The organism is Streptomyces sp. bgisy159 (assembly GCF_057707805.1).
In genome coordinates, this window is the sequence record NZ_JBYIQX010000004.1 from 233,688 (window position 1) to 246,234 (window position 12,547).

Consider the following 12,547-nt stretch of genomic DNA (forward strand, 5'->3'; position numbering starts at 1 on the left):
CGTACGTAGGGGAGACTGTGTCCATGACTCCTACGACGGAGACCACGGTCGGGATCGGCGGTGCCGCGGAGAGCACCGACATGGTGCTCAACATCGGGCCGCAGCACCCCTCCACACACGGCGTGCTGCGGTTGCGCCTCGTGCTGGACGGCGAGCGCATCAGGAGCGCCGAGCCGGTGATCGGCTACATGCACCGGGGCGCTGAGAAGCTGTTCGAGGCGCGCGACTACCGGCAGATCGTGATGCTGGCCAACCGCCACGACTGGCTGTCGGCGTTCTCCAACGAGCTCGGCGTCGTCCTCGCCGTGGAGCGCATGCTCGGCATGGAGGTGCCGGAGCGCGCGGTGTGGACGCGCACCCTGCTCGCGGAACTCAACCGGGTGCTGAACCACCTGATGTTCCTCGGGTCGTATCCGTTGGAACTCGGCGGGATCACTCCGGTCTTCTACGCGTTCCGTGAGCGCGAGGTGCTCCAGAACGTCATGGAGGAGGTCTCCGGCGGGCGCATGCACTACATGTTCAACCGCGTCGGCGGCCTCAAGGAGGACCTGCCGGCCGGCTGGGCGGCACGCGCGCGCGGTGCGGTCGCCGCGGTGCGCTCCCGCATGGACGTCTTCGACGACCTGGTCCTCGGCAACGAGATCTTCCGGGGACGCACACGGGGCGTGGGCACCCTCACGCCGCGGGCGGTGCACGCGTACGGCGTGAGCGGGCCCATCGGGCGCGCCTCCGGTGTCGACTTCGACCTGCGCCGGGACGAGCCCTACCTCGCCTACGGGGACCTCCAGGACACCCTGAAGGTCGTGACCCGCCAGGAGGGCGACTGCCTCGCCCGCTTCGAGTGCCTGCTGGAGCAGACCCACAACGCCCTCGACCTCGCCGACGCCTGCCTCGACCGGCTCGCCGAGCTGCCGCCCGGGCCGATCAACCAGCGGCTGCCCAAGGTCCTCAAGGCACCTGAGGGGCACACGTACGCCTGGACCGAGAACCCGCTCGGCATCAACGGCTACTACCTCGTGAGCAAGGGCGAGAAGACCCCGTACCGGCTCAAGCTCCGCTCCGCCTCGTACAACAACATCCAGGCGCTCACCGAGCTGCTGCCGGGGACGCTCGTGGCCGACATGGTGGCGATCCTGGGCTCGATGTTCTTCGTCGTGGGAGACATCGACAAGTAGGTCGCGAAGTGGGTCACAGCGGGCTCGGGACACCGACCGGCTGCAGCAGCCACCCGAAGTCGCCCAGGCCGCCGGGGGCCGTCAGCTCGGCGGCCTCGCCGGCGCTCGCGAGGGCGCGCACGTAGGCGGTGGGGTCGGTGGTGGCCAGGGTGAGCGGGGGGCGTGTTCCGGTGAGGTGCAAGGCGCGCAGGGCGTCGCGTTGCGTGAGCAGCAGCGCTTTCGGCAGCGCGCGCGCCGTGGTGCACTCCGCTTCACGCTCCGGCGTCCGCTCCTGCGCGCCCGCTCGCGCGCCCGTCTCCGCGCACGCCTGCGCTGCCGCCTCCGCGCCCGCCTTCGCGCACGCGTCCAACGCCACGTGTGCCGTGATGTCGCACGTCCCGTCCGGGACCGGTGCCGTCTCCCGGCCGTCCCGGAAACCCGTGAGCGTCCCGAACGCAGGACGCGAGTCCGCGCTGTGCGCGTAGTCCACGGCGACCGCGAGCCCCCGGGTCACGCACGAGAGAGCCGCGGCCCACGCGGTGTCCCGGGGGCGCCCGATCTCCGCGCGCTCCCCCTCGCGCGCGGACAGCGGCCACCAGCGGCCGAGCCACCGCGCGTCCGCGCCGCCCACGGGGTCACCGAGCCGCTCGGTGCCGTCGTCCCGGACCAGGACCAGCCGGGCCGCGCCGTCGGGGCCCACCTCGGCGACGTCGACGGGCACGTTGTCCAGCCACTCGTTCGCGAACAGCAGCCCCGTGATCTGCGGCGGCGGCTCGGGGAGCCACACCACGGTGTCCGGCAGGCCCCGCGGGCGACCGGCGATCTCGACGGCGTACGCGCGCGTGCGGGCGGCGACCTCGTCGGGCAGCGCGGCGAGCACGCCGGTGACCAGTTCCCCGCGACCGGCGGCCATGTCCACGAAGTCCAGTGGTTCCGGCCGGCCCAGTGCCTCGTCGACCCGGCACAGCAGCCGGGCGACCGCCTCGGCGAAGAGCGGCGACGCGTGCACGGACGTACGGAAGTGACCCGCCGGGCCCTCGGGCCGCCGGTAGAAGCCGCCCGGACCGTACAGGGCGGCCTCCGTGGCGGCCCGCCAGCCGCGCCACCCGCCGTCGGCCCCGCCGTCCCGCAGGGGCCCGGAGTCACCCACGCGCGTGTTCACAGGCCCTCCAGCCCCTCGTCGTCCGCGGTCCACTCGCCGTGGCCGGTCACCGCGCGACCGTAGCAACGATGCCGGCCACGCTGGTGTCCGCGAGGGCGCCCGGTCCAGCGGGACGTACAGGTGATCACGGCCTCCACCTTGCGGAGTACACGCGTCGACCGCGGATCGGCCCTCCGGTTGACTCCCGCACGCATTCCGTTTCCCTACTCTGGGTTACGTGCAGCGCCTCTACGATTTTCTCCGCAGGCACCCGAACGGGGTCGATGGCTTCTGGGCCCTCGTCCTCCTCGGGATCTCGCTCACGGCGGAACTGACGCGGGAGGAGCGGCAGGGCACCGGCTCTCCGGCGCTGATCGTGCCGATCGTCACACTGCTGTGCCTGGTCATCGCGCTGCGCCGGCGGATGCCCGAGAAGATGCTGCTGCTCGCGGGCACGCTCGGGCTGGCCCAGCTGGTGCTGGACGTCGAGACGTCGGTCGCCGACTTCGCCATGCTGATCATCGTGTACACGGTCGCCGTGTCCGGCGCCCGCTGGGCGTCCCGGCTCGCCCTGGCGATGGGCCTCGTCGCGGCGTCCCTGGCGCAGCTGCGCTGGCCCAGCGGTGAGGCCAGCGTCGCCGGCAACGTCGTCGTCGCCGTCTTCCAGACGGTGCCGTTCGCGCTGGCCTGGGTGCTCGGCGACTCCATGCGCACCCGGCGGGCCTACTTCGCCCAGCTGGAGGAGCGCGCGGCGCGCCTGGAGAAGGAGCGCGAGGCGCAGTCGAAGGTGGCGGTCGCCGCCGAACGCGCCCGGATCGCCCGCGAGCTGCACGACGTGGTCGCGCACAACGTGTCGGTCATGGTGGTGCAGGCCGACGGCGCCGCCTACGTCCTCGACGCCGCGCCCGACCAGGCCAAGAAGGCCCTGGAGACGATCTCCTCCACCGGCCGCCAGGCCCTCGCCGAGATGCGCCGCCTGCTGGGCGTGCTGCGCACCGGGGAACACCAGGAGGGCGGGGAGTACGTGCCGCAGCCCGACGTCGAGCAGATCGAGGACCTGGTCGAGCAGTGCCGGGGCTCCGGCCTGCCGGTCGACTTCAAGGTCGAGGGCACACCGCGGCCACTGCCCAGCGGTGTGGAGCTGACCGCGTACCGCATCGTGCAGGAGGCGCTGACCAACACCCGCAAGCATGGCGGACCCAACGCGGGCGCCAGCGTGCGGCTGGTGTACTTCGACGACGGGCTCGGCCTGCTCGTCGAGGACGACGGCAAGGGTGCGCCGCACGAGCTGTACGAGGAGGGCGGCGCCGACGGCCAGGGGCACGGGCTGATCGGCATGCGCGAGCGGGTCGGTATGGTCGGCGGCACCCTGGACGCGGGGCCGCGCCCCGGCGGAGGCTTCCGTATCAGTGCGCTCCTCCCGCTCAAACCGGCGCACTGACATTGACGCGCGCCCCGTTGACACCTGTCACACCCCCAGACACCCGTCACACCCCCAGACACCTGTCACAACCCAGATCCCCAGTGGCTCGGCCCACTGCCGGACGGACACGGAAGAGGCCCCGATGACGATCCGCGTGATGCTCGTCGACGACCAGGTGCTGCTGCGCACCGGGTTCCGGATGGTGCTCGCAGCCCAGCCGGACATGGAGGTCGTCGCGGAGGCGGGCGACGGTGTCGAGGCCCTGCAGGTGCTGCGGGCGACCGCGGTCGACGTGGTGCTGATGGACGTCCGTATGCCCAAGCTCGACGGCGTGGAGACCACCCGCCGCGTCTGCTCGGAGCCGAACCCGCCGAAGGTGCTCATCCTGACCACCTTCGACCTCGACGAGTACGCCTTCTCGGGGCTGAAGGCGGGCGCCTCGGGTTTCATGCTCAAGGACGTGCCACCCGGCGAACTCCTGAACGCCATCCGCGCGGTGCACAGCGGCGACGCGGTCGTCGCCCCCTCGACGACCCGGCGCCTCCTGGACCGCTTCGCGCCCATGCTGCCCGCCACCGGCAAGGAACCCCGGCACAAGGAGCTCGAGCGGCTGACCGAACGGGAGCGAGAGGTCATGGTGCTGGTCGCGCAGGGCCTGTCGAACGGGGAGATCGCGGCCCGCCTGGTGCTGTCCGAGGCGACGGTGAAGACCCACGTGGGCCGCATCCTCACCAAACTGGGGCTCCGGGACCGGGTGCAGGTGGTCGTGCTGGCGTACGAGACCGGACTGGTGCGCGCGGGCGGCCACGGCTGACGAGCGCGTACGACGCCCGCCGTGAACACGACCTGCGCACGGCGGCCGCGGGACATCGCATACGGCGGGTGGCGGCGGCCCGGTGGGACTAGGGTCGGCGCATGCTCCTGTGGATCAACGGCCCCTTCGGGGGCGGCAAGACACAGACCGCACACGAGATACGGCGCCGGCTGACCGGCAGCGTGATCTGCGACCCCGAGCACCCCGGCTTCGGCCTGCGCCGCATGCTGCCACCCGCGTTGCGCGGCGACTTCCAGGACCTGGCCTCCTGGCGGCAGGGCGTCGTCGAGGTGCTCGACCTGACGCTGACCCGGCACGACGGTGTGGTGATCGCCCCCATGACCGTCACCGATCCCCGCTACTTCGCCGAGACGGTCGGACGGCTGCGGGAACTGGGCCACGACGTACGCCACTTCACCCTGCTCGCCGAGCGCGAGACCGTGCTGCGCCGGCTGCGGGAGCGCGGCCTGGGGCACCTCCTCGGGTTCGTCGCCGGGAAGAACGCCGGGCTGCGCCGTGAGAGCTGGGCCGTCGAGCAGCTCGACCACTGCCTGGAGCGACTGCGCGAACCGGAGTTCGCCGAGCACCTGTGGACCGACCACTCGACCGTGCCGAAGACCGCCGACCGCATCGCCGTCCTGGCCGGTCTGACACTGCGGCCCAACACCGAGGGAGCACTGCGCACCCGGATCCGCCAGGCGGGCGTGGGCCTGAGGCACATCCGGGTCGACTGACCGCGCGACCCGCGCGACCCGCGCGGGCGGCCCCGCGTCAGCGCAAGAGGCCCTCGATGAAGTCGCTGCCCAGACGGGCCACCGCCGACAGGTCCAGCTGGTGCTGCGCGTACCGGCCGCGTCGGCGCGTGGAGATCAGCCCGGCCTTCTTCAGCACCCCCAGGTGCCGGGAAATCTCCGGTGCCGTCATGCCGTGGGCGTCCGCCAGCTCGCTCGTGGTGTACGGGGCGCGCGCCAGATGACGGCACAGCCGTATCCGTACCGGGTGCGCCAGGGCTTCCAGGCGGCGGGTGAGCTGCTCGACGGAGGGAGCCTGTTGGCCCGGCCCCCGTACCGGGTAGGTGATGGCGGGCCGCCAGCCGCGCCGGTGCAGCACCATCAGATGCGGCCGGCCGAGGCTCGTCGGCACGAGCACCAGCCCGCCGTCGTCCACGGTGGCGTGGCCCTCGACGAGCTTGTCGACGGTGATCTGCCGGGCCTCCTCGTCGACCGACACGGCGTGGGAGACCGAGGCGAGTACCTCCGCGAGGCCCTTGCGGCGCAGCAGCTCGGTGCGGTGCCGGGCGTCCGCGGCCAGCTCGGGCTGGATGCTCGCCCACATGTCGGCGAAGAACGCCTCCTCGCAGTCCCGCACCAGCCGACGGAACCAGTCGCGCACGGCGGGCGGGTCGGCCAGCAGCCGCCGGGCGAACTGCTCGCGTCCGCCGCCCCGCGCGGCGGCCAGCTCCAGCGCGCGCCGGCGTACGCCCTCGTCGTCCAGGGCGCCCGGTCCGCCCGCCTCGTAGCTGCTCTGGCAGCTGAACTCCAGCGCCGCGTGGACGAACTGTTCGTCGGAGAGCTGGTCGAGCAGGTCCAGTTCCTCGGCGAGCGTGGCTCCCGGCAGGATGGCGTGGCCGGGGACGGCCGCGAAGGGCGCGAAGACGTCCGAGAACGTCGTACGCCACAGGAAGTCCGCCTCGCACAGCCGGTCCGCCAGGCCGGGGTCCAGCCGTGACGACAGGGCCGTCGCCCAGCCCTGCAGGGCCGGGTGGTGGCCCGGCTCGCTGCGCGCGTGCAGGGCGAGGCCCAGTTCGGTCAGCGGAGAGGGCACGACGAAGACCTTCTCCGGCCGCAGCCGAGTGATGTCGATGACCACGCTCATGGGCCCATCGTGCCCGCCGCCACTGACAACGCGGACCCGATTGACGGCCGGCGTCAATCGGCCGATGACCCGAGGCGCGGCGCGGCGCCGGGCGCGCGACCGGTGCGTCCTGCCCGGCTACCCGGCGGCCCGGTTCCCGGTCTCCTCGCGCAGCCGCACCGTGAACTCCGCGACCGCCGCGCGCACGTCCTCTCCGGTCCACTCCAGGCCCGGCGCGCGGACGCAGACCTCCGTGGAGCAGAGCCCCGGGGCGGGCGCGAGCCAGCCCTGACCGAAGAGCACGATCCCGGTCTCCTCGGCCGTCCGCACGGCCGCTTCCGCGACCACGTCGGCGTCGTACGGCAGCCACACCTGGAACTCGTTGGTGTGCGGCACCTCCGGGTGCACCCGTGTCCAGGGCAGCCCGGCCGCGGCGAGGCCCTCGCGCAGCGCGTCGGCCACCACGCGCGCGTGACGCACGTAGTCGGGCAGGCGCGGCAGCTCCCGTTCCAGGCCCATCAGGGCCGACAGCGCCGTGGGGAACTGCTGGAAGACCATGCCGCCGTACCGGTGCCGCCAGGTCCGCGCCTCGTCCACCAGGCTCTGCGGACCGGCGAGCGCCGCGCCGCCGAGACCGTCGAGCGACTTGTAGAACGACACGTAGACGCTGTCGGCGAGGTCCGCGATCTCGTCCAGCGGGCGACCGAGACGGACGGTGGACTCCCACAGGCGCGCGCCGTCGAAGTGCACCACCGCGTCGCGCTCGCGCGCCGCCGCCACGAGGTCGGTGAGCTCCTCCCAGGACGGCAGGAGAAAGCCGGCGTCCCGGAGGGGCAGTTCCAGCATCAGCGTGCCGAACGGCTCCTCGGCGTCTCGGACCTCCGCGGCGGTCGGCTGCCTGGACTCACCGGTCAGGCGGACCGGGCGCAACCCGCTGACCTGGCTGAAGGCGTCCCGCTCGTGCACCATGGGGTGCGCCATCGCGTGCAGTGCGACGGCTGGGTTCCCGGTGCGGGCCGCCCAGCAGCGCAGTGCGATCTGCTGCGCCATGGTGCCCGTCGGGAAGAAGACCGCGGCCTCCTTGCCGAGCAGCCCGGCCACCTTCTCCTCCAGGGCCTCGACCACGCCGTTGCCGTACATGTCGGACGGCGTGTCGAGGTCGTACACCTCACCTGCCGTGGCGAGAACCGCGAGGCGGTCCCGGAGCGTTCTGGTGAAGCCTGGGCGGGCGAGCACGCGCCGCGCGCTGTTCAACGCGCTCAGGCGCCGTTCTCTGCGCCGCTCGGACCCGTCGTCGTCCGCCGGCCCGGTCGTGTCCGTGGTCTGTTCCTCGGTGTCGCTCATGACGGGGATGATGACGCGCGCGTGCACACGGGGGCATCCGAATTGCCTGCGGCCGGGGCTGCGGTGGTGCCCGGTGGTGTCCGGGAACACTCACAGCCTGTGGACAACCGAACGCCTCTCGAACCGATCGCGTTAACATGACGAGAAATCGTCCGGTACCCAGAGCGGACTGGAACGGAAGGCCCTCGTCGCGTGAGTACAAGCCAGCAGCCAGATCCCAAGGACCGCCCCGCGCGGCTCACCGTCGGCGTGGTGGGCGCCGGCCGGGTGGGCCCCGCCCTCGCCGCGTCACTCCAGCTCGCCGGGCATCGCCCGGTGGCCGTCTCCGGGGTCTCCGAGACCTCCCGGCGCCGCGCAGCGCTGATGCTGCCCGACGTGCCGCTGGTCCGGCCCGCCGAGGTGCTGGAACGCGCCGATCTGGTCCTGCTCACCGTCCCCGACGACGCCCTGCCCGACCTGGTGCAGGGTCTCGTCGACACCGGCGCGGTACGCCCCGGCCAGCTCCTCGCGCACACCTCCGGGCGGTACGGCGCCAAGGTGCTCGACCCCGCCCTGCGCGCGGGCGCGCTCCCGCTGGCACTGCACCCCGCGATGACCTTCACCGGCACCCCCGTGGACGTCCAGCGCCTGGCCGGCTGCTCCTTCGGCGTCACCGCGCCGGACGAGCTGCGACTGGCGGCCGAGGCCCTCGTCATCGAGATGGGCGGCGAACCCGAGTGGATCGCCGAGGAGAACCGCCCGCTCTACCACGCGGCCCTCGCGCTCGGCGCCAACCACCTGGTCACCCTCGTTGCCCAGTCCCTGGAGCTGCTGCGCGCCGCCGGCGTCGAGGCCCCCGACCGGATGCTCGGACCGCTGCTCGGCGCCGCCCTGGACAACGCGCTGCGCTCCGGCGACGCCGCCCTCACCGGCCCCGTCGCGCGCGGGGACGCCGGCACGGTCGCCGCCCACGTGACCGAACTGCGCCGGCACGCCCCGCACACCGTCGCCGGCTACCTGGCGATGGCCCGCGCCACCGCCGACCGCGCGCTCGCACACGGGCTGCTCAAGCCGGAACTCGCCGAGGACCTCCTCGGGGTACTCGCCCACGGCACGAACGGCACCGAAGGAGCCGCCGGATGACCATCACCCTGCTGCGCACCGCGGACGCGCTGCACGCGCGCGCGCGTGAGGGCCGCCGGGCCGTCGTGATGACGATGGGCGCCCTGCACGAGGGCCACGCCACCCTGATCCGCACCGCCCGCGGCATCGCCGGTCCGGACGGCGAGGTCGTCGTCACCGTCTTCGTCAACCCGCTGCAGTTCGGCCAGGGCGAGGACCTCGACCGCTACCCGCGTACCCTCGACGCCGACCTGAAGATCGCCGAGGAGGCCGGCGCGGACGTGGCCTTCGCGCCCTCCGTGGCCGAGGTCTACCCGGGCGGCGCACCCCAGGTCCGCATCAGCGCGGGCCCCATGGGGGAGCGCCTGGAGGGTGCCTCGCGCCCGGGCCACTTCGACGGCATGCTCACCGTCGTCGCGAAACTGCTCCACCTCACCCGGCCCGACATCGCCCTGTACGGCCAGAAGGACGCCCAGCAGCTCGCCCTGATCCGGCGCATGGTGCGCGATCTCGACTTCGGCGTCGAGATCGTCGCCGTGCCCACCGTGCGCGAGGACGACGGGCTCGCCCTGTCCAGCCGCAACCGTTACCTCTCGGCCGAGGAGCGGCGCACCGCGCTCGCCCTGTCGCGCGCGCTGTTCGCCGGCAGCGACCGGCACGCCGCGCAGGAGGCGCTGCGGGCACGCGCGCGTGAGGTCCCCGCGACGCAGGCGCGCGCCGAGGCGCTCAGCGCCATAGGCGAGTCCCGCGCCGCCGCCGACGCCCACGCCGTCGCCACCGCCGTGCCCGGCTCGGCGGCCGCCGTGCGCGCCGCCGCCCACCTCGTCCTCGACGAGGCCGCCCGTCTCGACCCGCCGCTCAGGCTCGACTACCTCGCCCTCGTCGACCCCTCGGACTTCACCGAGATCGACGACGATTTCACCGGCGAGGCTGTGCTCGCCGTCGCCGCCCGGGTCGGCTCGACCCGGCTGATCGACAACCTCCCCCTCACCTTCGGAGCCGCCTCGTGACCAGCACAGGCATACGACTGCACGCGCCCGCGCCCGGGTGGTCCATCGACGCCGACGTCGTGGTCGTCGGCTCCGGAGTGGCCGGCCTGACCGCGGCCCTGCGCTGCGAGGCCGCCGGGCTGCGCACCGTGGTGGTCACCAAGGCCCGCCTGGACGACGGCTCCACCCGCTGGGCCCAGGGCGGCATCGCCGCGGCCCTCGGCGAGGGCGACACCCCCGAGCAGCACCTCGACGACACACTGGTGGCGGGCGCGGGCCTGTGCGACGAGGAGGCCGTGCGGATCCTGGTGACCGAGGGCCCCGACGCGGTACGGCGGCTGATCTCCACCGGCGCCCGTTTCGACACCGACGACGGCGGCGACATCGAACTCACCCGGGAGGGCGGCCACCACCGCCGCCGGATCGCGCACGCGGGCGGCGACGCCACCGGCGCGGAGATCTCCCGGGCGCTCGTGGAGGCGGTACGCGAGCGCGGGATGCGCACCATCGAGAACGCGCTCGTACTGGACCTGCTCACCGACGCCGACGGCGGCACCGCCGGGGTGACCCTGCACGTGATGGGCGAGGGGCAGCACGACGGCGTGGGCGCCGTGCACGCGCCCGCGGTGGTGCTCGCCACCGGCGGCATGGGCCAGGTGTTCTCCGCCACCACCAACCCCTCCGTGTCCACCGGCGACGGCGTCGCCCTCGCGCTGCGCGCCGGCGCGGAGGTCTCCGACCTGGAGTTCGTGCAGTTCCACCCCACCGTGCTGTTCGTCGGCGCCGACGCCGAGGGCCAGCAGCCGCTCGTCTCCGAGGCGGTGCGCGGCGAGGGCGCCCACCTGGTCGACGCCGACGGCGTGCGGTTCATGGTCGGGCAGCACGAACTGGGCGAACTGGCGCCCCGCGACATCGTCGCCAAGGGGATCACGCGCCGTATGCAGGAACAGGGCGCCGAGCACATGTTCCTCGACGCACGGCACTTCGGCGCCGAGATGTGGGAGCACCGCTTTCCCACCATCCTCGCCGCCTGCCGCGCCCACGGCATCGACCCCGTCCACGAGCTGATCCCGGTCGCGCCGGCCGCCCACTACGCGTCGGGGGGCGTCCGCACCGACTTCCGCGGCCGGACCACCGTGCCCGGCCTGTACGCGTGCGGGGAGGTCGCCTGCACCGGTGTGCACGGCGCCAACCGGCTCGCCTCCAACTCCCTCCTGGAAGGGCTGGTCTACGCCGAGCGCATCGCCGCCGACATCGCGGCCGGCCGTTCCGACGACGGACTGCACGCGCGCGTGCCGCAGCCCGTGCCGTACCCGGAGATCCCCGCCCACCCGCTGCTGGCCCCCGAGGCCCGGTTCTCGATCCAGCGGATCATGACCGGGGGAGCGGGAGTGCTGCGCTCCACCGAGTCCCTGGAGCAGGCCGCCGACCAGCTGCAACGGCTGCACGCCGAGGCCCGCGACGCGCTCGACTCCAACGGCAAGACGGCCGAGCCCGGCGTCGACACCTGGGAGGCCACCAACCTGCTGTGCGTCGCCCGCGTCCTGGTCGCCGCCGCCCGGCTGCGCGAGGAGACCCGGGGCTGCCACTGGCGCGAGGACCACGCCGGCCGGGACGACGCGCGCTGGCGCCGCCACATCGTCGTACGGCTGAACCCGGACCGCACCCTGGCCGTGCACACCACGGACACCGCAGACTTTCCCCCGACCCAGCACCCCCAGGAGCAGTGACAGAAGTGAGCAACGACCTTCCCCTCGTCCAGAGCGGCGGCTGCGGTGACGGCTGCGGCTGCGGAGCCGGGGGATACGACGCAGACGACGAGTACCTGGAGTGCGGGCTCGACCCCGCGCTCGCGCAGCTCCTGGCCGACGCCGGGCTCGACCCGGTCGAGGTCGAGGACATCGCCAACGTGGCCATCCAGGAGGATCTCGACCACGGCGTGGACGTGACGACCGTCGCGACCATCCCGGAGGACGCCGTCGCGACCGCCGACTTCGTCGCGCGCGAGGCGGGTGTCGTGGCCGGGCTCCGGGTCGCCGAGGCGGTCGTCTCCGTCGTGTGCACGGACGAGTTCGAGGTCGAGCGGCACGTCGAGGACGGCGAGCGCGTCGAGGCCGGGCAGAAGCTGCTGTCGGTGACCACGCGCACCCGCGACATCCTCACCGCGGAACGCAGCGCGCTGAACATCCTGTGCCGCCTGTCGGGCATCGCGACCGCCACGCGCGCGTGGGCGGACGTCCTGGAGGGCACCGAGGCACGGGTGCGGGACACCCGCAAGACGACGCCCGGGCTGCGCTCGCTCGAGAAGTTCGCGGTGCGCTGCGGAGGGGGCGTCAACCACCGGATGTCGCTGTCCGACGCCGCCCTGGTCAAGGACAACCACGTCGTCGCCGCGGGCGGTGTCGCACAGGCCTTCAAGGCCGTCCGCGAGGCCTTCCCCGAGGTGCCGATCGAGGTAGAGGTCGACACGCTGCACCAGCTGCGCGAGGTCGTCGACGCGGGCGCGGACCTGATCCTGCTGGACAACTTCACCCCGGGCGAGTGCGCGGAGGCCGTCGGTATCGTCGGCGGGCGGGCCCTGCTGGAGGCGTCGGGCCGGCTCACGCTCGACACCGCGCGCGCGTACGCCGAGACCGGTGTCGACTTCCTCGCCGTGGGAGCCCTCACGCACTCCTCGCCGATCCTCGACATCGGCCTGGACCTGCGAGCGGCGGAGTAGGGAGCGGG

11 protein-coding genes are annotated in these 12,547 nt (G+C 73.4%); 8 read left to right on the top strand and 3 right to left on the bottom strand.

Going from position 1 to position 12,547, the window contains the following annotated elements; genetic code table 11:
* Positions 1-23 precede the first annotated feature (23 nt).
* Positions 24-1,175 (top strand): NADH-quinone oxidoreductase subunit D, encoded by a 1,152-nt coding sequence (locus AC3ET3_RS06755; protein ID WP_432139125.1) that lies wholly within the window; start codon positions 24-26, stop codon positions 1,173-1,175.
* 13 nt (positions 1,176-1,188) lie between these two features.
* Here AC3ET3_RS06755 and AC3ET3_RS06760 read toward each other — a convergent pair whose 3' ends face one another.
* On the bottom strand, positions 1,189-2,316 hold the full coding sequence (locus AC3ET3_RS06760; protein ID WP_435611811.1) for an SAM-dependent methyltransferase: 1,128 nt from the start codon (positions 2,314-2,316) through the stop codon (positions 1,189-1,191).
* Between the two features lie 217 nt (positions 2,317-2,533).
* Here AC3ET3_RS06760 and AC3ET3_RS06765 point away from each other — a divergent pair, with 217 nt between their 5' ends.
* From AC3ET3_RS06765 to AC3ET3_RS06775, 3 genes are all read left to right on the top strand, one after another.
* Positions 2,534-3,736, top strand: coding sequence for a sensor histidine kinase (locus AC3ET3_RS06765; protein WP_432139123.1), 1,203 nt, complete (start codon positions 2,534-2,536; stop codon positions 3,734-3,736).
* Between the two features lie 124 nt (positions 3,737-3,860).
* A complete protein-coding gene (locus tag AC3ET3_RS06770) occupies positions 3,861-4,532 on the top strand; it encodes a response regulator (protein WP_432139122.1) in 672 nt (223 codons plus the stop codon).
* A gap of 101 nt (positions 4,533-4,633) precedes the next feature.
* Positions 4,634-5,266, top strand: coding sequence for an AAA family ATPase (locus AC3ET3_RS06775; protein WP_435611812.1), 633 nt, complete (start codon positions 4,634-4,636; stop codon positions 5,264-5,266).
* A 37-nt stretch (positions 5,267-5,303) separates the two neighbouring features.
* Here AC3ET3_RS06775 and AC3ET3_RS06780 read toward each other — a convergent pair whose 3' ends face one another.
* Together AC3ET3_RS06780 and AC3ET3_RS06785 are read right to left on the bottom strand one after the other, a co-directional pair.
* A complete protein-coding gene (locus tag AC3ET3_RS06780) occupies positions 5,304-6,407 on the bottom strand; it encodes a DUF5937 family protein (protein WP_435611813.1) in 1,104 nt (367 codons plus the stop codon).
* A gap of 117 nt (positions 6,408-6,524) precedes the next feature.
* A complete protein-coding gene (locus tag AC3ET3_RS06785; protein WP_432156001.1) occupies positions 6,525-7,730 on the bottom strand; it encodes a threonine aldolase family protein in 1,206 nt (401 codons plus the stop codon).
* A 192-nt stretch (positions 7,731-7,922) separates the two neighbouring features.
* Here AC3ET3_RS06785 and AC3ET3_RS06790 point away from each other — a divergent pair, with 192 nt between their 5' ends.
* The 4 genes from AC3ET3_RS06790 to nadC are packed head-to-tail and all read left to right on the top strand — an operon-like array spanning position 7,923 to position 12,539.
* The gene (locus tag AC3ET3_RS06790) at positions 7,923-8,852 is read left to right on the top strand and encodes a Rossmann-like and DUF2520 domain-containing protein (RefSeq protein WP_432139118.1); all 930 of its coding nucleotides are present in this window, start codon (positions 7,923-7,925) and stop codon (positions 8,850-8,852) included.
* A complete protein-coding gene (gene panC / locus AC3ET3_RS06795) occupies positions 8,849-9,841 on the top strand; it encodes a pantoate--beta-alanine ligase (RefSeq protein WP_432156003.1) in 993 nt (330 codons plus the stop codon). Before AC3ET3_RS06790 ends, panC begins: the two co-directional genes overlap by 4 nt.
* A complete protein-coding gene (locus tag AC3ET3_RS06800; protein WP_432139116.1) occupies positions 9,838-11,550 on the top strand; it encodes an L-aspartate oxidase in 1,713 nt (570 codons plus the stop codon). Before panC ends, AC3ET3_RS06800 begins: the two co-directional genes overlap by 4 nt.
* A complete protein-coding gene (nadC, locus tag AC3ET3_RS06805) occupies positions 11,547-12,539 on the top strand; it encodes a carboxylating nicotinate-nucleotide diphosphorylase (RefSeq protein WP_432139115.1) in 993 nt (330 codons plus the stop codon). Before AC3ET3_RS06800 ends, nadC begins: the two co-directional genes overlap by 4 nt.
* Positions 12,540-12,547: the final 8 nt, after the last annotated feature.